Annotated in this window: 25 protein-coding genes; 13 read left to right on the top strand and 12 right to left on the bottom strand. The window is 62.1% G+C overall.

The window, feature by feature from the left end; genetic code table 11:
- The first annotated feature begins 23 nt into the window (after window positions 1–23).
- Window positions 24–263 (top strand): DUF1480 family protein, encoded by a 240-nt coding sequence (locus ACJ8PN_RS06315; protein WP_004931517.1) that lies wholly within the window; start codon window positions 24–26, stop codon window positions 261–263.
- Window positions 264–318: 55 nt separating this feature from the next.
- Here the strand turns inward: ACJ8PN_RS06315 and ACJ8PN_RS06310 are convergent, their stop codons facing one another.
- Both ACJ8PN_RS06310 and ACJ8PN_RS06305 read right to left on the bottom strand, forming a co-directional pair.
- On the bottom strand, window positions 319–918 hold the full coding sequence (locus ACJ8PN_RS06310; protein WP_437188993.1) for a C39 family peptidase: 600 nt from the start codon (window positions 916–918) through the stop codon (window positions 319–321).
- A gap of 4 nt (window positions 919–922) precedes the next feature.
- Window positions 923–1,315 (bottom strand): ASCH domain-containing protein, encoded by a 393-nt coding sequence (locus ACJ8PN_RS06305; RefSeq protein ID WP_171453863.1) that lies wholly within the window; start codon window positions 1,313–1,315, stop codon window positions 923–925.
- Between the two features lie 339 nt (window positions 1,316–1,654).
- Here ACJ8PN_RS06305 and yniD point away from each other — a divergent pair, with 339 nt between their 5' ends.
- Entirely contained in the window at window positions 1,655–1,747 is a 93-nt protein-coding gene (yniD, locus tag ACJ8PN_RS06300; RefSeq protein WP_021505513.1) for a small membrane protein YniD, read from the top strand.
- Between the two features lie 36 nt (window positions 1,748–1,783).
- Here the strand turns inward: yniD and ACJ8PN_RS06295 are convergent, their stop codons facing one another.
- On the bottom strand, window positions 1,784–1,936 hold the full coding sequence (locus tag ACJ8PN_RS06295) for a hypothetical protein (protein ID WP_004931524.1): 153 nt from the start codon (window positions 1,934–1,936) through the stop codon (window positions 1,784–1,786).
- Between the two features lie 157 nt (window positions 1,937–2,093).
- On the opposite strand from ACJ8PN_RS06295, the gene ACJ8PN_RS06290 reads away from it, so the two are divergent.
- Window positions 2,094–2,303 carry a hypothetical protein gene (locus ACJ8PN_RS06290; RefSeq protein WP_004931526.1) on the top strand — a complete coding sequence of 70 codons (210 nt, stop codon included), beginning with the start codon at window positions 2,094–2,096 and terminating at the stop codon, window positions 2,301–2,303.
- A 147-nt stretch (window positions 2,304–2,450) separates the two neighbouring features.
- Here the strand turns inward: ACJ8PN_RS06290 and ACJ8PN_RS06285 are convergent, their stop codons facing one another.
- Together ACJ8PN_RS06285 and ACJ8PN_RS06280 are read right to left on the bottom strand one after the other, a co-directional pair.
- On the bottom strand, window positions 2,451–3,869 hold the full coding sequence (locus tag ACJ8PN_RS06285; protein ID WP_442534717.1) for a serralysin family metalloprotease: 1,419 nt from the start codon (window positions 3,867–3,869) through the stop codon (window positions 2,451–2,453).
- Window positions 3,870–4,201: 332 nt separating this feature from the next.
- Window positions 4,202–5,545: a 2-hydroxycarboxylate transporter family protein gene (locus tag ACJ8PN_RS06280; protein ID WP_088381508.1), complete on the bottom strand. Its 1,344-nt coding sequence runs from the start codon at window positions 5,543–5,545 to the stop codon at window positions 4,202–4,204.
- 432 nt (window positions 5,546–5,977) lie between these two features.
- Between ACJ8PN_RS06280 and pckA the strand changes: the two genes are divergently transcribed.
- A complete protein-coding gene (gene pckA, locus ACJ8PN_RS06275; protein WP_442534716.1) occupies window positions 5,978–7,597 on the top strand; it encodes a phosphoenolpyruvate carboxykinase (ATP) in 1,620 nt (539 codons plus the stop codon).
- Between the two features lie 64 nt (window positions 7,598–7,661).
- Here pckA and ACJ8PN_RS06270 read toward each other — a convergent pair whose 3' ends face one another.
- The 3 genes from ACJ8PN_RS06270 to ACJ8PN_RS06260 all read right to left on the bottom strand — a co-directional run bounded on the left by ACJ8PN_RS06270 (window position 7,662) and on the right by ACJ8PN_RS06260 (window position 10,489).
- A complete protein-coding gene (locus ACJ8PN_RS06270; protein ID WP_253893555.1) occupies window positions 7,662–8,684 on the bottom strand; it encodes an alcohol dehydrogenase catalytic domain-containing protein in 1,023 nt (340 codons plus the stop codon).
- A gap of 167 nt (window positions 8,685–8,851) precedes the next feature.
- The gene (locus tag ACJ8PN_RS06265) at window positions 8,852–9,763 is read right to left on the bottom strand and encodes a LysR family transcriptional regulator (RefSeq protein WP_004941330.1); all 912 of its coding nucleotides are present in this window, start codon (window positions 9,761–9,763) and stop codon (window positions 8,852–8,854) included.
- 60 nt (window positions 9,764–9,823) lie between these two features.
- The gene (locus ACJ8PN_RS06260) at window positions 9,824–10,489 is read right to left on the bottom strand and encodes a TetR/AcrR family transcriptional regulator (protein WP_171453860.1); all 666 of its coding nucleotides are present in this window, start codon (window positions 10,487–10,489) and stop codon (window positions 9,824–9,826) included.
- Between the two features lie 93 nt (window positions 10,490–10,582).
- Between ACJ8PN_RS06260 and ACJ8PN_RS06255 the strand changes: the two genes are divergently transcribed.
- Both ACJ8PN_RS06255 and ACJ8PN_RS06250 read left to right on the top strand, forming a co-directional pair.
- Window positions 10,583–11,281, top strand: a complete 699-nt coding sequence (locus tag ACJ8PN_RS06255) for a DAPG hydrolase family protein (protein ID WP_171453859.1) — start codon at window positions 10,583–10,585, stop codon at window positions 11,279–11,281.
- A gap of 93 nt (window positions 11,282–11,374) precedes the next feature.
- Window positions 11,375–12,679 (top strand): MFS transporter, encoded by a 1,305-nt coding sequence (locus tag ACJ8PN_RS06250; RefSeq protein WP_351107661.1) that lies wholly within the window; start codon window positions 11,375–11,377, stop codon window positions 12,677–12,679.
- A 28-nt stretch (window positions 12,680–12,707) separates the two neighbouring features.
- Here the strand turns inward: ACJ8PN_RS06250 and ACJ8PN_RS06245 are convergent, their stop codons facing one another.
- A complete protein-coding gene (locus ACJ8PN_RS06245; RefSeq protein ID WP_442534715.1) occupies window positions 12,708–13,919 on the bottom strand; it encodes an MFS transporter in 1,212 nt (403 codons plus the stop codon).
- Window positions 13,920–14,027: 108 nt separating this feature from the next.
- On the opposite strand from ACJ8PN_RS06245, the gene ACJ8PN_RS06240 reads away from it, so the two are divergent.
- From ACJ8PN_RS06240 to ACJ8PN_RS06230, 3 genes are all read left to right on the top strand, one after another.
- Window positions 14,028–14,969 (top strand): LysR family transcriptional regulator, encoded by a 942-nt coding sequence (locus ACJ8PN_RS06240; protein WP_351107655.1) that lies wholly within the window; start codon window positions 14,028–14,030, stop codon window positions 14,967–14,969.
- 161 nt (window positions 14,970–15,130) lie between these two features.
- Window positions 15,131–16,390 carry an MFS transporter gene (locus ACJ8PN_RS06235; protein WP_004941315.1) on the top strand — a complete coding sequence of 420 codons (1,260 nt, stop codon included), beginning with the start codon at window positions 15,131–15,133 and terminating at the stop codon, window positions 16,388–16,390.
- Window positions 16,387–17,829 carry a glycoside hydrolase family 32 protein gene (locus ACJ8PN_RS06230; RefSeq protein ID WP_442534714.1) on the top strand — a complete coding sequence of 481 codons (1,443 nt, stop codon included), beginning with the start codon at window positions 16,387–16,389 and terminating at the stop codon, window positions 17,827–17,829. The genes ACJ8PN_RS06235 and ACJ8PN_RS06230 overlap by 4 nt, the downstream gene beginning before the upstream one ends.
- A 41-nt stretch (window positions 17,830–17,870) precedes the next feature.
- Here the strand turns inward: ACJ8PN_RS06230 and ACJ8PN_RS06225 are convergent, their stop codons facing one another.
- From ACJ8PN_RS06225 to ACJ8PN_RS06215, 3 genes are all read right to left on the bottom strand, one after another.
- On the bottom strand, window positions 17,871–18,872 hold the full coding sequence (locus ACJ8PN_RS06225; RefSeq protein WP_351107648.1) for a LacI family DNA-binding transcriptional regulator: 1,002 nt from the start codon (window positions 18,870–18,872) through the stop codon (window positions 17,871–17,873).
- 69 nt (window positions 18,873–18,941) lie between these two features.
- Window positions 18,942–19,505 (bottom strand): HutD/Ves family protein, encoded by a 564-nt coding sequence (locus ACJ8PN_RS06220; RefSeq protein ID WP_351107645.1) that lies wholly within the window; start codon window positions 19,503–19,505, stop codon window positions 18,942–18,944.
- Window positions 19,505–20,875 (bottom strand): formimidoylglutamate deiminase, encoded by a 1,371-nt coding sequence (locus ACJ8PN_RS06215; protein ID WP_411261352.1) that lies wholly within the window; start codon window positions 20,873–20,875, stop codon window positions 19,505–19,507. The genes ACJ8PN_RS06220 and ACJ8PN_RS06215 overlap by 1 nt, the downstream gene beginning before the upstream one ends.
- 181 nt (window positions 20,876–21,056) lie before the next feature.
- Here ACJ8PN_RS06215 and hutC point away from each other — a divergent pair, with 181 nt between their 5' ends.
- The 4 genes from hutC (at window position 21,057) to ACJ8PN_RS06195 (ending at window position 25,766) form a co-directional block, all read left to right on the top strand.
- Complete coding sequence (gene hutC, locus ACJ8PN_RS06210) at window positions 21,057–21,812, top strand: histidine utilization repressor (RefSeq protein WP_411261353.1); 756 nt, start codon at window positions 21,057–21,059, stop codon at window positions 21,810–21,812.
- A 157-nt stretch (window positions 21,813–21,969) separates the two neighbouring features.
- A complete protein-coding gene (hutI, locus tag ACJ8PN_RS06205) occupies window positions 21,970–23,193 on the top strand; it encodes an imidazolonepropionase (RefSeq protein ID WP_004941304.1) in 1,224 nt (407 codons plus the stop codon).
- The gene (gene hutG / locus ACJ8PN_RS06200) at window positions 23,190–23,993 is read left to right on the top strand and encodes an N-formylglutamate deformylase (RefSeq protein WP_004941302.1); all 804 of its coding nucleotides are present in this window, start codon (window positions 23,190–23,192) and stop codon (window positions 23,991–23,993) included. Before hutI ends, hutG begins: the two co-directional genes overlap by 4 nt.
- A gap of 237 nt (window positions 23,994–24,230) precedes the next feature.
- Window positions 24,231–25,766, top strand: a complete 1,536-nt coding sequence (locus ACJ8PN_RS06195) for a serine hydrolase domain-containing protein (protein WP_411261354.1) — start codon at window positions 24,231–24,233, stop codon at window positions 25,764–25,766.
- Window positions 25,767–25,768: the final 2 nt, after the last annotated feature.

Genomic DNA, 25,768 nt, shown 5'->3' with positions numbered 1-25,768 from the left:
ACACCATTGAGCAAGGAGTTCCCATGAGCAAAACCGTCGTAAAAATTGGCAGCTTCGAGGTCGATGACGCGCATCTTCACGCCGGTGCCGACCGCGCCGGCACCCTGAGCATACCCTGCAAGTCCGATCCGGATCTGTGCATGCAGCTGGACGGCTGGGATGAACACACCAGCATCCCGGCGATCCTCGACGGCAAACAGTCGCTGCTGTACAAGCAACACTACGATCGGCAGGCGGACGCCTGGGTGATGCGGCTGGCATGACAGTGCATCAGAACGGCTGACAACGCGCTGTTTTCATCGGAAACAGCGCGTTTTTTTATGCGATGGCGATGCCGCGGCCGGCAAAGAAAGGGGCGAAGCGGCTGAGCGGCAGGCATACCCGCTCGCGCGTCGCCGGGCTGTCGCCCGAAGGGTTGTGGAAGGTCACGCTTTGCGCATCGGCGGCGGTGATCAGCACCAGATGCCCGCCCCTGTGCGGCGGTGTGCTCTCCGGCCGGCGAATGGCGGGATGCACCGAAGCGATAAAGTAACGGCATTCGCTAAGCAGCGCCGGCACGTCGGCAGCTTCCAGCCCCACCTTCACCTCCGCATGCAGCGCGAACTGCTCGCGCACGTACTCGACGAACGGCGCGTAAATCAGGCCCTTTATCCGTTCACCCTCGCGCACATAGGCGCCGTAGGGCAGGCTGCGGCGCGCCAGTTCCAGCAGCGGCGGCGTTTCGCCGTCGCGATGGCCCAGCACCATTTTCAGGCAGGCCATGCCGCACACGTGGTTGGCCCACTCGATGTACTCTGCCCGATCGCGGGCGCCGCTGCGCGCCCAATTTTCGTCTTGCGCCAGCGTCGCGCGGCCGGCTATCAGATCGGCAGCCAACTCCGGGCTCGCCCACTGGCACTCGTAGGGAACGGCGCGCATAAGATTAGAATTTGTCGACGACTTTGAAATTCATCAACACCAGCGTCATGTCCGGCGAGAACAGATCGTACTCTTCGAAGAAGCGCTGCAGCTCTTTGCGCCAATGCGCCAGCGAGCGATCGCCCTCGCCTTCGGCAAAGGCGTGCGCTTCATCGACCTGATCGTAAGTTTTCATTTCCACCGCGGTCAGCTCGACCGCGCAGACCGGCTCCCCCTTGCCGTCCACCACCAGGAACAGATCGCCGGCCTGCGGGATCCCCTCGCCGTCCAGGTTGGAGCAGGTGGCCGTTTTGGTGCCATTGAGGATCAATTGCACCACTTCATCGGCCTGCTGCTCGGTATCGCCGAATGCCCAACGCTCAAGGTGTTCGTATTTCTGTGGAATTGCCATCGCCATGATTATACCTTTTGGAAAAATGCCTCAATGCAGACAGGATAGTACAACGTATTGCCGGCCGTCTGCATCCGTCGCAGGCGCGACTGCGCGTTCCGCCACCGCCACCTTTACGCGTTTTTACCGTTCTTCGCTGTGCCTGTCGCGCTGCGGGGCGCATACTGTGAACATTATTCACCCAATGGCGTCCGCCAGGCGGTAACATGCGGCAAAATGACATCGATGCTGACGATACGTTCAGCGACTTACTCAACGGCGTCGCGTTAGTGACGCTTTTCTTCATCCTCCTCGCCGGCGGGTGGTATTTCAGCTAAAAGGGAGGACAGCGTGGCAACAAAGCGCATGGGCAACAAGCTCGGTAAAATGGTGGTGGTGCTGCTGCTGATCTGCCTGGCGCTGCTGCTGTTGCGTTGGGCGGCGATCGCCTTCGGTTGATCCCGCGAAATGGCGCCGGCAACGCCGGCGCCCTGTTCACCGCCGCCGTGGCGCGGTCGGCTCCAGCAACTCCCGCAAATAGGCCAAACGCGCCTCCCCCTGAAGCAACCAGCGGCGACACAGCCAATGCTGCGTTTCACCCGTGCGGCTCAGGCGGTAGTACTCCGCCAAGGTTTCGACCCAGTTCATGATGTTTTCTCCTGCTTTTCGACACCGCAAGTATTGAGCGTAAAAACCAGAAGAAATACTGATGGCTTGTTTTTTATGCTTCCTGTTTTAGGCGGCGGGTAGCGAAGCCGCAGCTCAGCTGCTACATTGGGCAAAAATCAACCAGCCGAGGTAGACCATGACGTTCTCGGAACAGGAGATTAAACCCGTATGGGATGAGGTCGCACGCCTGATCGGCGACGGCGTGATGCAGCTGCGTCATCGCGGCGAAGCGCTGTCGGTGGAAACGCTGGAAAAACATCTGGCGCGGCAGCTGGCGGACAGCAACGATATCGAACGGCGCATCCTGCTTGGCGCCGCCATCAACATGCTGAAAGGCGGAAAATGAATCGCCAACCGAAGAAGGTTGGCGATCCGACAGAAGCCCGAGGTATGCAAGCCCGGCCTTCTGCGCGCTACTATGTCACGCTAATATGACGTAATTAATAGGAATTGTCGGGTTTTTGCCCAAAGTGCCCTATTTTTGTTGCCTGCATCAGGCCAGCACGAAATCACCCGCATCCAGCGGCTGTCCCACCACTTTCACCAGGAAATCGCTGCCGTCAAAGGCGCCGCCCAGGTTGATCGCCACGTCACTGACGTGATTTTGCGCATCGTAGCTCAGCGTCGCCTCGCCCGCCTTGCCGCTGAACTGATCGACGAAGCGAATGCCGTCGGCGCTGCCGGTGTTGAACAGCGTCAGATCGATCTTGTCCTCGCCACGCACGAAGTCGCGGATCCAATCCGGCGCCGCCGCCGTTGACTCTTCCGCCGCGAAATAGACGAAGGTGTCCTTGCCGGCGCCTCCCCACAGCTGATCCGCCCCCTTACCGCCGTACAGCACGTCATCGCCCGCGCCGCCCTTGAGCACGTTATCGGCGGCGTTGCCCACCAGCACATCGTTACCCGACCCGCCGATGGCGTTTTCAATCGTTACGCCGGCAGCGATAGACACGTTGCCTTTCAGGCCGCCGACGTCCGAGAACGCCTTTTCATTCAGGTTGATGCGCTGATTCTGGCCAAAGCCGGAGAAATCGAAGGTGTCGTTGCCGCCGGCGTCCCAGGCGGTGAAGATTATTTTGTCCTGCGCGCCGGTGGCGGTGAGGAAGTCGCGATCGGTGTTGGAATTGAAACCGTAAACCGTATCGCCGGTGCGGGTGGTCATGTTGGCGCCGTAGAAATGCTGGATCGCCGTGATGTCGTTGAGCAACGGCCCGGAAGAGTACGCGCCTTTAAAGTCCTGCCCGGTATTGCTTTCGCTGAAATAGCTCATCAGGCTGTGCGCGCGGCTGTCCTCAAAGTAGGTCGCGTCTTTAGCGTAGGTGATGCTGACGCCCGGTGCGGCGTTATAGTCGCCCGGGTGCTGCAGCCCCAACGCATGGCCGATTTCATGGGTGAAGGTCTGGCGACCGTACTCGTTCTCATGGATCTGGTTGTTGACGAAGGTGTGGTTCTTGGCGTTATACCAGGTCTGCCCGGCGACCGAAGGCGAGGTGTCCGGGTTATACGCGAAGGCATAGGAGCCGCGCGAGCTGTAGTCGAACAGGCCGAATTTGATGTTGGCGGCGGCGGTGTTGCTGGTTTCGGTGAAGGTGATGTTAGCCACGTCTGACCATGACTGCAGCGACAGTTTAGCCTGCTCACGCTGTTCGGCGTTAAAGCTGCTGAAGCCGCTGATGCCCATGCTCGACATGTTGCCCGGCGCCTTTTCCCAGAAGCTGTAGGTCAGAGAGACCGGCGTGTCGGTCACGCCCTTGTCGTGCCAACTGCGATCGCCGCGCACCAGCTCCAGGCCGGCGTTTTCGAACGTTTTCGACGGATGATGCACGGTAATGGTGTCGTCTTCATCGGGTTTATAAGCGCCCAGCAGGGCTAATACGCCTTCGGCCTTAACGGAAGCATTGCTTGATGACATAACCTTATCTCCATATTCGTCAATTCAATCGGGGGGATGCCCCAACTGGCGGATTGCCTGAACGGCAGCGGCCCGGTGTTGAATCAATACGGGGATATCGGTAATGCGATGGCGCCTTCCCTCGGCACTCTGAATGAGAACGATAATCCCTTAAGAGAAAAGAATAGACACATTTTCACCGATTACAGAGTTTTCTTAGATAAAGTGCGGCTATGCATTTGCGCCACACGAATGATTTTCAAGGCAATAATCAGCACTATCACGATAAGCGAAAAAAACGCATAAAAAAACCGGGGCAATCCAACCCCGGTTATCCATAAGATACTCTGGACTCAGACTAACCAACCAAGCAGCAGCGTCGCGCCGATGACCGTAGAAGCGCCGCCGATGCGCGTGGCGATTTGGGCGAACGGCATCAGCCCCATGCGGTTCGACGCCGACAGGATCGCCACGTCACCGGTGCCGCCCAGGCCACTGTGACAACAGGTGACGATCGCCGCTTCCACCGGAAACATCTTCAGGTAAGGCGCAATCAGGAAACTGACCAGCCCCATCGACAGCACTACCGAGCCGCAGACCACCACATAACCGACCGAGAACACCGCCACCACGCTTTCCAGCGGCACGTACAGCATGCCCAGACCGATCATCAGCGGCCACACCAGCGCGGTGGAGACGAACTTGTAGAAACTGTGCGCGCCGGTTTCCATCGAAGCCGGGATCACTCGGCAGTACTTGCACAGCACCGCGAACAGGATCATCAGCACCGGGCCGGGAATATGCACGATGTGTTCGAACAGGCCGCCGACGATAAAGAAGGCGCAGATCACCAGCAGCCCGCCGCCCATCAGTTGAAAATCGACATTGCCGCCTTGCTCCTTGATGGCGAACATCGCGTTCTCCTGCGCCGAACGGATCAGCATGCCGTCGCCGCTCAACGCCTTGCGTTGCATACCGATGCGCGCCAGCACCCCGGCGGTCACGATGGCGAAGATGTTACCCAGCACCGCCGCCGGCGCCAGCTGCGCGACATAGATGTCCGGCGTCGAGCCCAGGATCGCCGAATAGGCCAGCGACAGCGGTAAAATCCCCTCGCCGATGCCGCCGCCGATGATCGGTACGATGATGAAGAAGAAGGTGTGATAGAAGGTAAAGCCGAACAGCTTGCCCACCAGCAGCCCGGTGATCACCGCCGTGATCGTGCCCACCACCAGCGGCACGAACATGCGAATCATCCCCTGGATCAGGATCACCCGGTTCATGCCGAGAATGCTGCCGACCACCAGACTGGCGATGACGAAATAGAGCAGGTTGGCGTCTTTCATCAGCAGGTGGACGGTGCCCATGACGTTAGGCTGGAAGACATTGAAATAGACCAGCACCGACGGCACCATCAAACACAGAATGGCCGGCCCGCCGATATCGCGCAGCACGGGAATACTTTTTCCCAACTGCGCCAGCGCAAAGCCCAGCGTCATTATCACCGCCAGGCCACCGATCATATTCTTCGGCAGGAAGTTGGCGTAGGCGGAAATCGCTACGATCGCGCAAATCGTGATAAACAAGGCGATCGGTACCGCGCCGATATCCATTTGACGAAGTTGATTAATTAATCCTGAGGATTCGGACGATGCCGTATTTTTATCACAGGCCAGTTCTGCATTTATCTGTTTCATTATTCACCCTGCTGACAAGCGTACAGTACGGTTAGATTCACCTGGCGCAAAAACTCTGCCATAGCCAAGCAAAAACAAATGATTACGAAAAATCCTATTGTGAATTTTGCTTTTTCTAATAAGAAATAAAACAGTAGACAGCCCTGACAATATGATAAAAAATAAAAATGCAAAACTAAATTACGCCGGCGAAATTCAATATTGTGACCCTCCGCCAAGGTTGGTTTTAATTAATTATCGTCAGCATTTTGTAATTAAAGTAAGCAGGCTTAAATTCGCTGCTATGCTATAGGAGGGCGAAAAAGCCCCCTGTTTTATTAATAAAGAACCGGAAACGCATTAGCTGAATCCGGTCAGCTTGATCCGAATCTCAATCCTGCGCGCGGCACCGCACGGGAAAGAGGCATAATATGACTCATAAGGAAGTAGAATATGTCTTCACGCGCTGTTACCCCACAAACCCTCGCTCGCTACGGCATCCATCAGGCCGCCGACATCGTCTATAACCCCAGTTATGAATTGCTGTTCGCCGAAGAGACCCGCGCCGACCTGCCGCCGCTGGAGCGTGGCACCCTCACCCAACTGGGCGCGGTCAACGTCGCGACCGGCGAATTTACCGGCCGTTCGCCGAAGGACAAATACATCGTGCGCGACGACACCACGCGCGATACCGTCTGGTGGTCGGACAACGGCACCGGCAAGAACGACAACCAGCCGCTCTCGCCGGAAGTCTGGCAGCATCTGAAGACGCTGGTGGGCAATCAGCTCTCCGGCAAGCGTCTGTTCGTGGTGGACGCGTTCTGCGGCGCCAACGCCGACACGCGTCTGAAAGTGCGCTTCATCACCGAGGTGGCCTGGCAGGCGCACTTCGTGAAAAACATGTTTATCCGCCCGAGCGACGAAGAGCTGGCTGACTTCGAGCCGGACTTCGTGGTGATGAACGGCGCCAAATGCACCAATCCGGACTGGCAGCAGCAAGGGCTGCACTCGGAGAACTTCGTCGCCTTCAATCTGAGCGAGCGCATGCAGCTGATCGGCGGCACCTGGTACGGCGGCGAAATGAAGAAAGGCCTGTTCTCGATCATGAACTATCTGCTGCCGCTGCAGGGCATCGCGTCGATGCACTGCTCGGCCAACGTCGGCGAGCAAGGCGACGTGGCGGTATTCTTCGGCCTGTCCGGCACCGGCAAAACCACCCTCTCCACCGATCCTAAGCGTCAGCTGATCGGCGATGACGAGCACGGCTGGGACGACGACGGCGTGTTCAACTTCGAAGGCGGCTGCTACGCCAAAACCATCAAGCTGTCGCAGCAGGCGGAGCCGGAAATCTATCAGGCGATCCGCCGCGATGCGCTGCTCGAAAACGTCACCGTGCTGGCCGACGGCAGCATCGACTTCGACGACGCCAGCAAAACCGAGAACACCCGCGTCTCTTACCCGATTTATCACATCGAGAACATCGTCAAGCCGGTGTCCAAAGCCGGCCACGCGCGCAAGATCATCTTTCTGACCGCCGACGCCTTCGGCGTGCTGCCGCCGGTATCGCGCCTGACGCCGGAGCAGACCCAATACCACTTCCTGTCCGGTTTCACCGCCAAGCTGGCCGGCACCGAACGCGGCATCACCGCGCCGACGCCGACCTTCTCCGCCTGCTTCGGCGCCGCGTTCCTGACGCTGCACCCGACGCAGTACGCCGAAGTGCTGGTGAAACGCATGGAGGCCGCCGGCGCCCAGGCTTACCTGGTGAACACCGGCTGGAACGGCAGCGGCAAACGCATCTCGATCAAAGATACGCGCGGTATCATCGACGCCATCTTGAATGGCGACATTGAGCAGGCCGAGACCTTCACGCTGCCGATCTTCGGGCTGAACGTGCCGACCGCACTGCCTGGCGTCGATCCGTCGATCCTCGATCCGCGCAAAACCTACGCCGACGAATCGCTGTGGCAGGAGAAGGCGCAGGATCTGGCGCAGCGCTTTATCGACAACTTCGCCAAATATACCGTCACCCCGGCGGGCGAAAAGTTGGTGAAGGCCGGGCCTAAGCTGTAAAGCAACCAGGGCGCCGCAGCGCCCTTCATACCTGTCTGCAAGGGCCGAACCCTCGGCCCTTTTCTCACGCCGCCGACGGCACAAAAACGCCGCGAAAACGCATGTTGCCAGAGGCAAGCCGCTCATAAGCCTCCGTGGCTTGATCCAGCGTGAAAGTCTCGACCATCGGCTTCACTTTGCCTTTCGCCGCCAGGTTCAGCACCTCACTCAGGTAGTGCTGCCCGCCGTGGGTCGATCCGATCACCCGCTGACGCATCATATGGAACGGCACCCCTTCGGAAGAGATCGCGAACGGTTTACTGAAGTCCAGCCCGCACAGCACCACGCGGCCATCGACCCGCAAGCCGCTCATCGCCTCCTGTGCGGAGTCGAAGTCATTGGTGGTCACCAGCAGAATGTCCGCGCCGCCGTTCTCCCGCAGCGCCTGCCCGGAGGCGACGATGCGATCGGCGCCCAGTTGCTTCGCCAGCGCGTGCTTGTCCGGCGAATGGGTGATGGCAACGGTATCGAAACCGCAGGCTTTCGACAGTTGCAACGCGACGTGCCCCAGCCCGCCAATGCCTAACACCGCCACCGTCTCATGCGGCAGCGGCGCCGCGTCGCGCAGGCCGCTCCAGGTGGTATACCCCGCACACATCATCGGCGCGGCGTCGATGTAAGACAGCCCGTCCGGCAGCAACACCGTACCTTCAGCGGCGATGGCGATATACTCGGCGTGGCCGCCCTGGGCGGCAAAACCGGTGGTGCGCGGCGCCGGGCAGTTCATCGCCGTTTGCCCGGTTAGCGGCCGATTCTCGCGGCAGTACGGACAGCGGCCGCAGGCCGATTGCACCCAGGTGGTGCCGACGCGATCGCCAATCTGCCGCGTATGCACACCGGCCCCCACCTCAACCACTTCCCCCACCACTTCATGGCCGGGCGTTTGCGGATAAATATCGCCGCCATATCCTTGCGTCGCCCATACGTCGGTATAACACATGCCCGAGGCGTGCACTTTGACCAGGACCTGCCCCGGCTCCGCCCGGGGCATCGGTACCTGCCTGACTTCCCAGGGCCGATTGGCGCCGGTCATAACCACCGCTTTCATCTTCTTTTCCATCATCAACTCCTCGCAGCAGGGTGGCGCCCGGCGGTTGCCCGGCGTCTCCTCATGAGCGTAAGGCAGGCGCCACGCCGCAACAATGCAGGCGAACCTCACTGTGGAGATGAAGGCGGTTCACTAATTGGCGTAGCCAAAAGCAGAACGCGAACGCATCAGGACTGCGCCGCACGCAGATACTCGATCAACGCCTTCAGCGCGCCCGACACGTGGCGATGGCCGGAGTAGTAGAGGCACAGCCCCGGATAAGCCGGACACCACGCGTCCAGCGCGCGCTCCAGGCGCCCGTCGTGCAGCGCTTCCAGCGCCAAATGCTCAGGAACGAAAGCGATGCCGATACCGTCGATGGCGGCGTCCACCATCAGAGGCTGATCGGTCAGCGTCAGCGAGCCGGTAACGCCGATCGACTCGCTCACGCCATCGCGCTCGAATTCCCAGCGGTAAATCGTGCCGCTGTCGAAGCGAAAGCGGATGCAGTTATGACGCAGCAAATCCTGCGGCGTCGCCGGGCGCCCATGGACGGCGAAATAGCCGGGCGCGGCGATGGCGGCGAAACGCACGGGCGGGCTGACGCGCATCGCGATCATGTCCTGCGGTACGGCTTCCGCCAGCCGAATGCCGGCATCAAACCCCTCGGCGACGATATCGCTCAGCTTGCCGTCGCAGACGATGTCCAGGTGGATATGGGGGTACTCGCGCAGGAAATCGGCCAGCAACGGACGCAATACCAGCCTGACTGCCCCTTCGCTGGCGTTGATGCGTACGGTGCCGCTCGGCGTGGCGCGCCATTCATCCACTTCATGCAGCGCCTGCGAAATAGACGACAGCGCCGGGCGCAGCTGCGCCGCCAAACGCTCACCCGCTTCGGTCGGCGCCACGCTGCGCGTGGTGCGGTTGAACAGCCTCACCCCAAGCCGCTGTTCCAGGTTTTTTATCGAGTGGCTGACCGCCGACGGCGTCACCTCCAGCTCCACCGCCGCCGCGTGAAAGCTGCGATGGGTGGCGACGGCCAGAAAAACGGTCAAGGCGAACAGATCGCCCTGTTTGAACGGGTAAGCAGCATTCATGGGGGCATCGCAAAATAGTGACATAAATTGAACAATTAACATGCCACAGATGAACGCGGCTCACAATGCGGCGCAATCCGCGTTTTCGCCGCGCAGCAACCCCGGCATCACCAGCGCCACCGCCGCCGCGATGCGTTCGTCGATCGCGCTGCCCGGCGGCAGCAGCCCCAACGTCATCTGGCGCAGCGGTTCGGCGATGGTCATCGCCAGCAGCAGGTCGCTGGTTTGCGCCCAGTCGCGCGCAAGCAACCAGCCGTATTGCTGCTGGCGCCGCAGCCAATCCGCCACCGTCGCTCGCCCGCGCTGAATGCCGTTGCGCTGGTAGCTGTCCAGCAGCGCCTCACGCCCCGGGAAATCGCTCTGCAGCAGACGAAACATGCCCACCGCTTCGGCGCTCAGTACCTGCTGCGCCACCGCCTTCAGTCCCGTTTCCAACAGCGGCGCAACCGCCTCCCGCCGCCCGGCATCCTGAGCGAAGGCCGGCTGAAACGCCTCGGTCCAGCCGCTCACCGCCTGCGCCACCAGCTCATCGCGATTGGTGGCAAAGCGATACAGGGTTTTTTTAGCTACCCCGGCGCGTTTCGCCACCGCATCCACCGTTGCCGCGGCGTATCCGCCGTCGAGCAGCAGCGCCAGCGTCGCCTGCGTCAGCGCGGCGCGCAGCGCCGTTTCCGGCGTGGCAGGCCGGCCGCGAGCGCGCAGCGGTTCTTCATTCGGGTTCGCCATAATTGTTCCTCACAAGCGTTGACAGACTCAGCATAACGGCATAGCTTTATTTTGGAAACAAATTTCGTTTCCAAAATAAAACAGGACCCCATTATGACACATCCTTCCCTGCTGGCGCCCTGGGGCGTCAACGATATCAACGAGTTGCTCAGGCCCGAGCCGCTGCGGCTGGAGATGGGGCTGAGCCGCAGCGCCGACGGTCTGCTCACCGTAGCGGTTCGAACCGATCTGCACGGTTGTAAAGGGCGCATGCTGGACTGGTGGTTCACCTTCTTCGAGAACACCCAGCACATCAACTGGTGGCACCCGCACGATCACGTCGAACATCGCGGCTGGGACCGCCATTGGAAAAAAGGGGAAAGCTACGTCGGCGCCAGCATCGAAGCGGTCGAATGGCTGGCGGAGCTGCCGCCGGTTGCGGCGCGCCTCAAGTTTCACGCCGCCGAGGACTTCTTCGCGCCGCAGCCGCTGCGCCAGGCGCGCGATGCGCAGGCGCTCTCCGCCGCCGTGTGCGCGCGCATCGGCTTCGGCGACCAGGTGGCGTTGGATGACAACGGCGATCCCTGCGACGGCGAGATGCTGCATCTGGCGCGCGATACGCCCTATGGGTGCGTGCTGCGCAGCCGTTTCCTGCTGGGTAAAGCCTGCGCCAACGCCCACGACGAACTGGCGGACAACATCGGGTTTAACCTGATGCGCCACTGCTACAACGAGTTCAGCTATCTGGCGCAGTTCCTGCCGTCGCTGTACTACGCCGAAAACGGCCGCGAGCCGGCGCCGTTGCTCTGGTGAATCGCGCCTCACAGTTCCCGCTGAAATCAATTGATTGTTTTGTCGTATAAATTTAGAACTGACGAACAATAATTCAAATGTATGGGAACGGGGATGAATCAACAGACTCTCGACGCGCGCCGCTCGCGTCAGGCGTTGCTGGCCGGATCGGTCGGCAACTTTATCGAATGGTATGAGTTCGGCGTATACGGGTTCCTGGCCACCGTTATCGCCGCCAATTTTTTCACCCTGCAGGGTGAAAATGAAATCACCAGCCTGATCCTCACCTACGCCGCCTTTGCGCTGGCGTTTTTCTGCCGACCGATCGGCGCGGTGATCTTCGGCCGCATCGGCGATCGCATCGGCCGCCGGCCGACGCTGATTGCGGTTCTGCTGCTGATGACGCTGGCCACCGCGCTGATCGGCGTCATGCCGACCTACGCTTCGATCGGCGTTGCCGCCCCGCTGCTGCTGACGCTGCTGCGCATGTTTCAGGGGTTGTTCGCCGGCGGCGAATTCGGCGGCGCGGTATCGCTGATGACCGAGTTTGCTCCCAAGGGCAAGCGCGGGCTGTTCGGCGCCTGGCAATCGCTGACCGTCGCGCTCGGCCTGCTGGCCGGGGCCGGACTGGTGGCGCTGCTGGCCGCGCTGCTCAGCGCACAGCAGTTGCATGACTGGGGCTGGCGTATTCCCTTCCTGCTGGCGCTGCCGATGGGCGCCGTGGCGCTGTGGCTGCGGCTCAAGCTCGAGGAAACGCCCACGTTCACCCAGGCGCAGCAACGTGCGGAACACGCCGCCCCACAACCGGAAGCGAAGCTGGGCGGCGTGGTGAAAACCATTCTGATCGGCATCGGCCGCATGATGGGTTGGTCGGCCGCCGGTTATACCTTCCTGGTGGTGATGCCTTCCTATTTGCAAACCTCGCTGCACGCCACCTTCCAACAGGCGCTGGTGGCGACGGTGCTGGCCAACGTCGGTTTCGCCCTGACCATTCTGCCGGCGGGCATCATCAGCGACAGGCTGGGACGAAAAACGGTGATGCTGACGGCGGTGGCGGCGGTGATCCTGTTTACCTTTCCGCTGCTGCACCTGTTGCAGGATGCGCAGAGTTCACTGTGGGTCAAAGGGCTGGCGGTGCTGATCGCCGGCGCCGTGGTCGGCCTGCTGGCCGGTCCCGGCCCGGCGATGCTGGCGGAGATGTTCCCGACCCGGGTGCGTTATACCGGTTTGGGGCTGGCTTACTCACTTTCCAATGCGGTGTTTTCCGGCTCTGCCGGGTTGATTATCACCGGCCTCATCAAACAGACCGGCAATATCGATATTCCCGCCTACTACGTGGTCGCCACGTCGGTGGTCAGCCTGTTTGCGCTGATGACGCTGCGCCGTGACGATCACCTGCGTTCACTGAACGAACGTTAATCTCGCTACAGGGGGCGACGCCGCCCCCTCAGCGCGCCGCGGCGCGGCGTTCGGCGCTGAAGCCGCGCTTTGCACTGCCCCAGGCAATGCTCCACCCCACCAGCAACAGGACAAAAGCCATCCACGGTATGGCGTTAGCGCCGACGTTTGCCAGCAGAATTCCGCCCAACGCGCCGCTGACGGCAAAAGCCAGATTAAAGAAAGTGACCAGCAGCGACTGGGCGAGATCGGCATGCTCACCCGCTGCATCCGCCAGTGATGTCTGCAACAGCGTTGGCGCACCGCCGAAACTCAATCCCCATGCCGCCATGCCAACGTAAACCGCCCCGGCGGGCAAACCGTTCACGCCAAACGCCAGCGCCACCAACGCGAAGGCCGCCAGGCTGAACAGCACCAGCGCACGCAGCCAGCGATCCACCCATAAGCCGGTCAGCGCAATGCCCGCAACGGCGGCGATGCCGAACGCCAACAGCGCCAAATCCACCCTGGCCGCCAGGCCGCGCGCGGCAAGATAGGGCGCAAGATAGGTATACAGCGTGTAATGAGCCAGGATCCAACACGCCAATACGGCAAGAATAGGCCGCACGCCGGGAAGACAGAAAACCTCACGCAAACGCGCATTGCCTGGCGTTCGGCGACCGTAAAATTCGGGCAGCGTCAGCCGGATCCACACTAGCAGCAACGCGCTCAAGCTCGCCAGCACGGCAAAAATCCAGCGCCAATCCAACAGTTCGCCAAGCCTGGCGCTCATCGGTACGCCCAACGCCAACGCCAGCGGGATCCCCAGCATGGCGATCGCCATCGCCCGCCCTTGCAATGAGACGATGGCCAGGCGGCGCGCGTAACCCGCAAGCAGACTCCACGTCACCCCGGTAGCGATGCCGACCAAAAAGCGCGCCCCCAGCGTCACGCCAAAACAGGGTGACAACGCCGTCACCGCGTTGCAGATCAAAAAGATGCCGATCGCCAACAGCAGCAGTCGGCGACGCGGCCACCCGCCCAGCGCCAACGTCAGCGGGATCGCCGCCGCCCCGGCGCCCAGCGCGCACAACGTCACCATTTGCCCCGCCCACGCCTCGCTGATGCTCATGCCTCGGGCTATCTGCGGCAGCATGCCGGCCGGCACAGTCTCATTAGCGGTCGCGATGAAGCTGCTCATCGTCAGCGCCAGCAATGCTTTCAGCGGCGGCAGCGCGCCATGCGCATTATCGCTATCGGTGGAAACAGAGTGAACATTCATTACCAACAACTCCCATGGTCAATTGCAGAGTCACCAGCGTCTCACCTTGCATACGGATTGATAATTGGCCTACCATTTGAATTATTTTCAAATCCAGATTGATAAAAAATGGCAACGGACAGACTGGGTGACATGCGTTTATTTGCCGAAGCGGCGGCATCGGGCAGCCTTTCTGCCGCCGGCCGTAAACTCGGCCTTTCCCCCGCCGCCGCCAGCGCGCGGTTGTTCAAGCTGGAAGCGGCGCTGCACAGTAAACTCTTCGATCGCACCACTCGCCGCCTGCGTCTCACTGAAGAAGGGCGCATTTATCTGCAACACTGCACCCTCGCGTTGCAGGCGATTGCCGACGGCGAGGCGGCTCTGCGGGCCAGCCAAAGCGGCGTGTGCGGTAAACTTCGCCTCTCGGCCTCCGCCGATTTCGGGCGCAACCTTCTCAATCAGTGGATTGAAGAATTTTGCGCCGAACACCCCCGGCTGCAGATCGCGCTGACACTGTCGGACTCCCTATCCAACCTGCTGCAGGACGATCTGGATATCGCCATTCGTTTCGGCGCGCCGCGCGAAGAAACGCTCATCGCGCGGCGCCTGGCCGCCAGCCGACGCGTGCTGTGCGCCTCTCCGGCGTATCTGGCGCAATATGGCGAGCCACGCACGCCGGCCGATCTCGCCGGCCATCGTTTTATCGTACTGGTGACCGCAGCCGGCCCGCTGAATACGTTCCATTTCTCCCGGGACGGCCAGGCCTGGAGCCACACGGTGCCGCTGGAGAGCGCCTGGGAGACCAATGACGGCGCGCTGGCGCGCCAGTGGGCTTTAGCGGGGCACGGCATCGCGCGTAAAACCATCTGGGATGCGGCGGACGATATCCGCAGCGGGCGTCTGAACGTCATTCTTCCCGACTTCACCCCGCATGAAGCCGGGATCTACGCCGTGTTTCGCCGCTCGCCCTATCAGCCGCCGCGCGTGCGCCTGCTGTTGGATTTCTTGATCGCCCGCTTTGCGGCCGCCAGCCAATCGCCGCCGTTTCATGTCCCCCCGCAGGATGAGTAACCACGCTCGTTAATCCGCGTCTCTGCGTGAGAAACATCACAAATCAATAATGTTAACGTTAACTTTTGTGATTAACATCGCATGTGTGATATCGGACAGCTTCATCCCTTCGTGAGTTAACGTTAACAATAAAGCTGATTTCACTCACCGGGACCTTATCCATGAACCGCGAAACGAAAAAATATTACGTGCTGCTCAGCGGCCTGCTGTTCTTCTTTTTCTTCACCTGGTCTTCCAGCTTTTCGCTGATCTCACTCTGGCTGAATCAGAAGATCGGTCTTAAAGGCGCCGAGACCGGCCTGATTTTTTCCGCTATCTCGCTGGTGGCGCTGTGCGCACAGCCGCTGTACGGTTTTATTCAGGACAAACTTGGGCTGCGCAAGCACCTGCTGCAGTTTCTCGGCGTGATGCTGCTGCTGACCGGCCCGTTCTTTATCTACGTTTACGCCCCGCTGCTGGCGAGCAGCCTGCCGCTGGGTGCGTTGGTCGGCGGGCTGTTCATCGGTGCCACTTTCTTCGCCGGCATCGGCGCGCTGGAATCTTATACCGAGCGCGTCAGCCGCATCAGCGGTTTCGAGTTCGGCCGCGCCCGCATGTGGGGCTCGCTCGGCTGGGCCAGCGCCACCTTTCTGGCCGGATTTATCTTCAATATCGATCCGAACATCAATTTCTGGCTGGCCTCCGCCGCCGCCGTGGTGTTCCTGGTGCTGCTCAGCCAGGTGCGCGAGCTGAAGCCGAACGCCATGGCCGGCCTGGCGTTTGGCAAACCGGAGAACCTGCGGCTGCAGGACGCGCTGGCGCTGCTGCGCATGCCGGGCTTCTGGGCGTTGGTGGTGTTTGTGCTCGGCATCAGCGTATACAACGTTTTCGATCAGCAATTTTCGGTCTACTTCGCCTCACAGTTCGCGTCACGCGAACAGGGCAACGAGATGTACGGTTTTCTCAACTCGCTGCAGGTCTTCCTCGAAGCCGGCGGTATGTTTCTGGCTCCGCTGCTGGTGAACCGCATCGGCGCCAAGCAGGGGCTGTTGCTGGCGGGCAGCGTGATGGCGCTGCGTATGTTCGGCTCCGGCTTGGTCAGCGGCGCCTTGATGATCTCCGCCATGAAACTGCTGCACGCCGTAGAGTTGCCGATCCTGCTGATCGCTATCTTCAAATACATCGCCAGCCGCTTCGACAGCCGCCTCTCCTCCACGCTGTACCTGGTGGGCTTTCAGTTCATCACCCAGGTGATGGCCAGCTTCCTGTCGCCGCTGGCGGGCTACGGTTATGACCGCATCGGCTTTGCCGACACCTATCTGCTGATGGGCTGCGCGGTCGCCGCCACCACGCTTGTTTCCTGTTTCCTGCTGCGCGGCGAACGTTCCGCCACGGCAGCGCCCTTTCCATCCGCCATTAAATCAAGTGAGTCTGTCCAATGAACACTGCCTTAGCTCAAGCCGACCATGCGGTCGAGGCCCTGCGCGCAGAGCGCCGAGATGATTACTACCCGCAGTTCCATCTCGCGCCGCCCGCCGGCTGGATCAACGATCCCAACGGCCTGATCTGTATTGACGGCGTCTATCATGCCTTCTTCCAGCATCACCCCTATAGCGAACACTGGGGGCCCATGCACTGGGGGCACGCGACCAGCCGCGATCTGATCCGCTGGCAGCACCAGCCCATCGCCCTGGCACCCGATGCGCCCTATGACCAAGACGGTTGCTTTTCCGGCTGCGCCGTGGATGACAACGGCGTGCTGACGCTGATTTACACCGGCCACGTGTGGCTGGGCGAGCCCGGCGACGACAGCCAGGTGCGGGAAGTGCAATGTCTGGCCACCAGCGAAGACGGCATACGCTTCGTCAAGCACGGGCCGGTGCTGGCCCCGCCGGACGGCATTCAGCATTTCCGCGATCCGAAAGTCTGGCACGAGAACGGCGAATGGTGGCTGGTGGTCGGCGCTAAAGAAAACGGCCTGGGCCAGGTGCGCCTGTACCGTTCTGCAGACCTGCGCGCCTGGCGCTTCGATCGGGTGCTGGCCGGCGCGCAAACGGCGCATCAAGGGTATATGTGGGAATGCCCGGATTTCTTCCCGCTGGGCGAGCAACACCTGCTGCTGTTCTCGCCGCAGGGGCTGGCGGCGCAGGGCTACCGCTACCGCAATCGCTTCCAGAGCGGCTATCTGCTCGGCCACTGGCGACCTGACAGCGACTTCAGGGTGACCCAACCCTTCTGCGAGCTGGATGCCGGCCACGATTTCTATGCGCCGCAGACCTTCACCGCCGCCGACGGCCGTCGGCTGCTGTTTGCCTGGATGGATATGTGGGAATCACCGATGCCCAGCAAAGCGCACCGTTGGGCCGGCGCCCTCACCCTGCCGCGCGAGCTGACGCTGGCCGCCGACGGCAGCGTTCGCATGAACCCGGCGCGTGAACTGGCGGCGCTGCGCCGAGAATCGCACTCGTTTTTGGCGCAGACGCTTACCAATCAGCATTTGCCGCTGGCGAACGATGTGCAGGAACTCACTCTGACATTGAGACCGGCCGACAACGACGCCGAGCGTTACGGGCTGGCCATAGGGAGTGCGGCGCGGCTGTTCGTCGATAATCAGGCGCACCGACTGGTACTGGAACGTTTTCATGAAAACCCCGCCCTGAGCACCTGCCGCAGCGTGCCGCTGCCGGAGGGTGACATCCTGTCGCTGCGGATCTTTATCGACCGTTCATCGCTGGAGATTTTCGTTAATCAGGGATTGGCCTGCCTGACCAGCCGCATTTATCCGACGGAGGGGGATCGCCGCCTCAGCCTGTTTGCCGAGGGCGGACGGGCAGAGTTCGAGCCCATCACAGGATGGCGGCTGGCTAGCATCTGGGGATAGTGGGAATGAGCACCGGGCGCGCAGCGACGCACCCGGTGCGGTTACAGCGAACCACGCGCCAACAGCGGGCAAGGCACTTTCACCGTATCACGCTGTTCCCGCTGCTCGATCACATGCAGCGCTGCAAGGCGGCCCAGCTCGTAGTGCGGCAATTGCACCGTCGTCAACGCCGGCAGGAACAGCTCGCCGATGCCAACCATGTTGTCGTAGCCCAGCACCGCCACCTGTTGCGGTATCCGCCATCCTTGCGCCAGCAATACCTGATACACCAGAAAGGCTATCCGATCGTTCCCGCATACCACGACATCGCAATCGCGCCGGCCGGCAGAGAAATGCCGCGCCAGCAGCGCGACGCAGTCGCGATAACCTTGATCGCCGCCGCTCAGATCGAGATGATACTGCCGCAGCTGTTCAACATCGCGCCCAGCTTCGCGCCAGGCGCGCTCCAGACCGCGGCGGCGCAGCCCCGCCGCCAGCGTATCCGCCGGTAAATGTATGCACAGCGGCGAACGATAGCCTTTGGCGATCAACGTGCGCATCGCGTCATACTGGCCTTGCTCGTCATCAGGAATGTAGCTGGCGATCGCATGCGCCGGGCTGACGCAGTTGGCCAGCACCAGCCTTTTGTCCAACAGTTTGGCCGGCACATCCACCTGACGCAGCCCCATGGTGGTGAAGATCACGCCGTCCGGGCGATGCGCCAGCAGCAGATCGACGGTCTGTTCGGCGTTGTCGTCGGCAAACAGATTGACGACGAAGCTGTTCCAGCCGTGCTCGCGCGCAGTTTTTTCAATCGACAGGATCATGTCCACCGAGAACGGCGTTGTGGCGGTGTCCAGCGCCAGCACGCCGAGCGTCTGTACGCGATTTCCGTCACCACGAATACGCCGCGCCGACAGATCCGGCACATAGTCCAACTGGTCGATAGCCTGTTTGACGCGCCGATAGGTTTCCGGCCGCAGCTTGCCGGGCTCATTGATGGCGCGGGACACCGTCATCAACGAGACTCCGGCAAGTTTTGCGACGTCTTTCAGCGAAGCCATGCGCCCTTCTTTATGATTAATGAGGAAAAGTGAATAATCCCATAACCAGGCGCAGGACTCTACTCCGCGTTAGCAGGCTGTGATGTCCGCCCACAGAATAGCGCCGTCGGCCGTCAGCGGCTTCACCTCGTCGCTCACCGCCTGCGCCGTCCACCAGACGCCTTCACGCGCCCGCAGCTCGCCGCCCCCCGGCAGCGACCAGACCCCGCTCAGCACATACAGCACGCCCGCCCGGTTGGGTGGCAGGGTGACGGGCGCCGTGCTGCGCCGCACCTCGGCCGCCTGCCGGCCGCGGCGCGTCATGATGTTGAAATCCTGACTGGCGCCGCCCAGCAGCGTCGCTTCCAGCGCCACGTCGCCGGAAAATGCGAACGGCTCCCCGACGCGCGCCAACTGATGGTCGATATGCCCAGCGCTGAACAGCCGCACGCCGTCGCCTTCCAGCAGGGTGATCGAACGATCGATGCCCGCAAAGGCGGAAAACGGCCCGTCCTGCGCGATGGTGGCGATGCTGGCGCGCCAGTCAAAATCCTGCGCGCCCGGCGGCCAGCTGACGATTTCACGGGTTTCCCCACCGCCGTTGCGCCACGGGCTGACCGGCAGCGCGGCGAAGTTAAAACGGGTCAGGCCCATTACGCCTCCTGCTGAAAGGTTTTCAGCACCTGCAGGAACTCGGCGCTGCTCTGCTGCTGCAGCGCGTGCCGTCCTTGCTCGATCACCTGCCGGCCGCCGACGAATACGTCGCGAATTTGCTCTTTGCCGCCGGCGAACAGCCAGCGGTTAAGGATCGAGGCGTCCGGCGCCGCCGCCAGATACGGATCGTCGCCGTCCAGCACCAGCCAGTCGGCGCGATAGCCGCTCTGCAGCCGACCGATCGGCGCGCCGCACGCCTGCGCGCCGCCCTGCAGCGCCTGCGAGTACAGCACATCGCCCACCGCCGACTGTTCCGGCGTCGTCAGGCGATTGCGACGCTGATCGCGCAGCCGCTGGCCGTATTCAAACCAGCGCAGCTCTTCCACCACGTCGAGCGAAACGTGGCTGTCGGAACCGATGCCCCAGCGCCCTTGCTGCTGCAGATACGCGTCGCCGGGGAAAATACCGTCGCCGAGGTTGGCTTCGGTGGTCAGACACAGGCCGGCCACCGCGCGGCTGCGCGCCAGCGCTTCCAGCTCGTCGCGGTCCAGATGGGTGGCGTGCACCAGGCACCAGCGCTGATCCAACGGCAGATGGTCATACAGCCAGGCCACCGGGCGCTGCCCGCTCCACGCCAGGCAATCGTTCACCTCTTTTTGCTGCTCGGCGATATGAATATGTACCGGCAAGGTGCGATCCGACGCGGCCAAAATCTGCTGCATCTGGCCCAGCTCCACCGCACGCAGCGAATGGAAGCACAGCCCCTGATTCTGCAACGGACGATCCGCCAGCTGGCGGGCAATCACCTGCTGCTGGTGCAGATAGCTTTCGGTATCCTGGATAAAACGTTTCTGCCCCGGCTGGGCCGGCTGCGCGCCGAAACCGGCGTAGCTGTACAGCACCGGCAGCATCGTCATGCCGATGCCGGCCTGATGCGCCGCCTCGCTGAGCCGGCCGGTCATCTCACCGCGATCGGCGTATGGCTTGCCGTCGGCGTCGTGATGCAGGTAGTGGAATTCGGCCACCTGGGTGTATCCGCCCTTGAGCATTTCGATATACAGTTGACGGGCGACCACCTCCACCTGCTCCGGCGTCAGACGCTGCACCAGGCGGTACATCAGATCGCGCCAGGTCCAGAAGCTGTCCTGCGGGTTGCCCGCCACTTCCGCCAGCCCCGCCATCGCGCGCTGGAAAGCGTGGGAGTGCAGGTTCGGCATACCCGGCACCGCGTCGCCGTGCAGCCGGGTGCAGCCTTGCGGTTCAGCGTCGGCGGTAACTTGAGTCAGATAACCTTGCGCATCGACGTCCAGCCGGACGTTATGCGCCCAGCCCTCAGGGAGCAAAGCGCGTGGGGCAAAATAAGCAGGCATGGCAGTATTCCACGGTTGATGTAACGGTGAATGAGGCGCGGCGATGGCGCGCATTCAGGAATTTTTTGGCGGCCGCCGGCAAGTTTCTGGCGCGACGGCCACTAGTTGTATATACATATACATACGCCGACATCAACAGTAAACTGGTGTTATTATTTTTTTATTTGACGAGGTTAACGTCGTGGCTGAACAACAGACCGTGTTACAACTGGCGGCTGCAATGAGCGATGCCCCCGCCCCGATCTATCAACGGGTCAAACAGGCGATCGTGAATCAAATCCGTGCGGGGCATTGGCAACCGCACCAGCGCGTGCCCTCCGAAAGTGAACTGGTGGCGGAACTGGGCGTCAGCCGCATGACCATCAACCGCGCGCTGCGCGAGCTGACCAGCGAAGGTTTTTTGATCCGCATGCAGGGCGTCGGCACCTTCGTCGCCGAAGCCAAGGCGCATACCGCACTGCTGGAAGTGCACAACATCGCCGATGAGATCGCCGCGCGCGGTCATCGCCACAGCAGTAAAATTCTCGAGCTGAAGGCCCGCCCGGCCAGCGAGGAAGAAGCGACGGCGCTGGGCATTCAGCCCGGCCAACGGCTGTTCTACTCCCAGATCGTGCATTACGAAAACGACGTGCCGGTGCAGGTGGAAGACCGCTGCGTCAACCCGCTGGTGGCGCCGGATTACCTGAAGCAGGATTTCGACCGCGTCACCCCTTACACCTACCTGACGCAGGCCGCGCCGCTGACCGCCGGCGAACACATCGTCGAAGCGGTGATCCCCACCCGGCTCGAGCGCGAGCTGCTGCAGCTGGAGGACCACGAACCCGGCCTGCTGATCCATCGCCGCACCTGGTCCGGCAAAACCGTGGTCACCTCGGCGCGGTTGCTGTACCCCGGCAGCCGCTATCAGCTGTTCGGCCGCTTCACCAGCGAAGTCTGAACCCCGGCGGGCGCGCCCTGCGCCCGCATCTCCGCTGTCGATCACATCCTGATAACAAAATCTCGCCCGCCTCTTGTGACATCCCGGTGAATGCGTTAGGTTGTTTTTAATTGTATATACAACCATGTGGGAGCTGCGGCTCCGGCGGAGGAAAGCAATGACGTCTGAGATCCACTGTGACAGCCTGTGGCACGGCGCCGATATCGTCACCATGCGCGACGGTAAATATCACACCCTGACCGACGGCGCGATCGCCGTACGCGACGGCAAGATTGTCTGGATTGGCGAACATGCGGCGCTGCCGCCCGATCTTATCGCGGACGAAACGGTGAAGTTCGACGGCGGCATCATCACCCCCGGCTTTGTTGACTGCCACACGCACCTGGTGTTCGGCGGCAATCGCAGCGGCGAGTTCGAACAGCGGCTGAACGGCGTAAGCTACGCCGACATCGCCGCCCAGGGCGGCGGCATCATCTCCACCGTGAAAGCCACCCGCGAGGCCGACGAAGCGTTGCTGCTGGAGCAGGCGCTGTTCCGCCTGCGGCCGCTGCTGGCGGAAGGCGTCACCTGCGTGGAGATCAAATCCGGTTATGGCCTCAGCCCGGAGAGCGAACTGAAAATGCTGCGGGTGGCGCGCAAGTTGGGCGAGCTGCTGCCGGTCGAGGTGAAAACCACCTGTCTGGCGGCCCATGCGCTGCCGCCGGAATACGCCAACCGCGCCGACGACTACATCAATCTGGTCTGCGACACCATCATCCCGCAGGCGGCGGCCGCCGGTCTGGCGGATGCGGTCGACGCCTTCTGCGAGCACCTGGCGTTCTCACCGGCGCAGGTAGAGCGCGTCTTCGCCGCCGCCGAAGCCGCCGGTCTGCCGGTCAAACTGCACGCCGAACAGCTCTCCGCCCTCGGCGGCAGCACGCTGGCGGCACGCCATCACGCGCTCTCCGCCGACCATCTCGAATACGCTACCGAGCAAGACGCCCGCGCCATGGGCGACGCCGGTACCGTGGCGGTACTGCTGCCGGGCGCTTACTACCTGCTGCGTGAAACCCAATGCCCGCCGGTAGAGCTGTTCCGCAAACACCACGTGGCGATGGCGATCGCCAGCGACGCCAACCCCGGCACGTCGCCGGCACTGTCGCTGCGCCTGATGATCAACATGGCCTGCACGCTGTTCCGCCTGACGCCGGAAGAGGCGCTCGCGGGCGTCACCACCCACGCCGCCAAAGCGCTGGGGCTGCAGCACAGCCACGGCACGCTGGAAACCGGCAAGGTGGCGGACTTCGTTCACTGGCCGCTGTCGCGGCCGGCGGAACTGGCTTATTGGTTGGGCGGCCAGCTGCCCTGTACGGTGATTTTCCGAGGAGAAGTACGTCAATGACCATTCGCGATCCTTTTAGCTTCCAGACCGGCAGCCTGCCGCTGCTAATCAGCATCCCACACGCCGGCACACAACTGACGCCGGCGGTCGAGGCCGGGCTGACCGACGACGCTCGCCCGCTGCCCGATACCGACTGGCACATTCCGCAGCTGTACGACTTCGCCCGGGCGATGGGCGCCAGCGTACTGGTCGGCAACTATTCGCGCTTCGTCATCGATTTGAACCGCCCGGCGGACGACAAGCCGCTGTACACCACCGCCACCACCGGCCTGTATCCCGACGTGCTGTTCGACGGCCGCCCAAGCTTCCTGCCGGGCAAAGCGCCGACGGACGAAGAACGCGCCCTCTACCTGCAGCAAATTTGGCAACCTTATCATCAGCAGCTGCAGAACGAACTGGCGCGCCTCAAAGCGCGCCACGGCTATGCGCTGCTGTTCGACGCGCACTCGATCGCCTCGGTGATCCCGCGGTTGTTCGACGGCCAGCTGCCGGATCTCAATCTCGGCACCAACGGCGGTGAAAGCTGCGCCCAAGCGCTGAGCGATCGGCTGGTTGCCTGCTGCGAGCAGCAACAGCAGTACACCCACGTGCTGAATGGCCGCTTCAAGGGCGGTTATATCACCCGCGCCTATGGTCAACCGCAGCAGCAACAGCATGCGATCCAGCTCGAACTGGCGCAGGTCAACTACATGTCCGAACAGTATCCTTTCGCGTTCGAGCCCCAGCGCGCCGCCTCGCTGCAGCGTCTGCTCAAGCAGATGATTGAAAGCCTGTTGGACGGTGCCGCCAGACTGAATTGATCCCCCTTTACAGGCGCCACCGGGCGCCTGTTTTTCTCCTGCCTCTAACCGCAACGCCAGCAGCAATCTGCGCGCTATATCAAAGTTTCACGTGATTCCCCGCTAACTGCTCTAAACAGCGCACAAAACGGCGGCCGACGAAAAACACACTGCGCCACAATCAGCCCAAAAGCCCGCGCTCAGCGCCGGGCGGCGTGTGGCCGAGCTGGCCCGTTTCGAATACTCTCTGGAGGCCCTATGTCTGTAACACCGTTAAACTGGCGCGCTGCCGGCGCTTTGGCCGAACAACTGCTGGCCGGCTGGCAACGGCATGGCGAACCCGGCGGCGCCATCACCCTGTTTGACGCCCAACAACGCCGCGCCACCGCCTGCGCCGGCCTGGCCGATCTGGCGCAGAACACCCCCTTCACCGCCGACAGCGTGGTGCGTTATGCCTCAGTGACCAAGCATATCTTCGCCGCGCTGGCGCTGAACGCCACCGAGCGCGCCATTCGGCTGGAGCAACGCCTGGGTGAACTGCTCCCCGCCCTGCAGCCCGCGTTGGCGGACGTTACCGTCGGCCAGGCGCTGGACATGACCGGCGGCCTGCCCGACGTGCGCGAGACGCTCGGCCTGCTGGGCATCTCGCTGCACGCCGTCAGCGAGGCGCAGCCGGTGATGCAGTTCGTCGAGGGGCTGGAGAAATTGAACTACGAAGCCGGCAGCGAGATCGCCTACAGCAATACCGGCTATCGGCTGCTGGAGGCCGCGCTGCGCAGCAAAGGGTATGATTTCGACCAACTGGTGCAACAGCACATCGCCCGGCCGCTGCAGGTGCAGATGCGGGCGCCGGAAAGCTGGTTCGACGTGGTGCCGGGGTTGGTGCCGGGTTACTGGCGTGCGCCGCAGGGCTGGCAACACGCCAGCGCCGGCCTGCACCTTTCCGCCTCCGGCAGCCTGACCGGCAGCCTCAACGCCCTCACCCGCTGGCTGCAGACGCTGCTGGCCGACGAGGGCCCCGGCCAAGGCGTGCTGGCGCAACTCGGCGCACCGCGCCGCCTTAATCAGGGCCAGCTCAGCGCCTATGGCCTGGGTCTGGCGCAAACCCCGCTGGGCCGCCGCCGCTTGCTCGGCCACGGCGGTTCCCACGCCGGTTACAAAACCTATTTCCTGCTGGCGCCCGACCGTCAGGCCGGCGTCGCACTGGTGGCCAACCGCGAAGACTGCGACAGCTTCGGCATGGTCTTACAGGTGATGGCCGCGCTGCTGGGTGAACCGTTGCCGCAGCTCAGCACGGCGATCCCCGATGGCCTCTACGCCACGCTGGCGGAGCCGCACTGGCTGGAGGTCAAAGACGGCAATCTGGCCTATCTGGGCAGCAGTGAGCCGCTGTATCAGGGCGAGGATGGGTACGCGGTGTCGCTGTCCGCCCATATGCCGATCAAATTGAAATGGACCGGTGAAGCGATCGAGGGCGAAGTCGGGCATGTGGCGCGCCGTTTCCTGCCGGTCACGGCCAACGGCGACTGCCTGAAGCATGTGCAGGGGCTGTGGTATCACCCGCACTATCGCACCGCCTTTGAAATTCGCGGCAATCGGGTGCATATCGGCGTCGGCCCGGCGGCGCAGACCGGCACGCTCAGCCCGCTCGGCCAGGGCCGCATGCTGGTGGAGAGCCAGGACGGCCCGTGGTTAAAACGCTTTTGCCTCTATTTCCGCGGTTACAACGTGGATCTCATCGCCAACCGCAGCCGGATGCTGACCTTCCGCCGCAGCACCGTCGGCCGCGACTGACG

This window comes from Serratia sp. CY76391 (genome assembly GCF_052166695.1).
Classification (GTDB): domain Bacteria; phylum Pseudomonadota; class Gammaproteobacteria; order Enterobacterales; family Enterobacteriaceae; genus Serratia; species Serratia nematodiphila.
The sequence above is the reverse complement of the archived record's forward strand: the minus strand, read 5'-3'. Positions and strand labels throughout refer to the sequence as shown.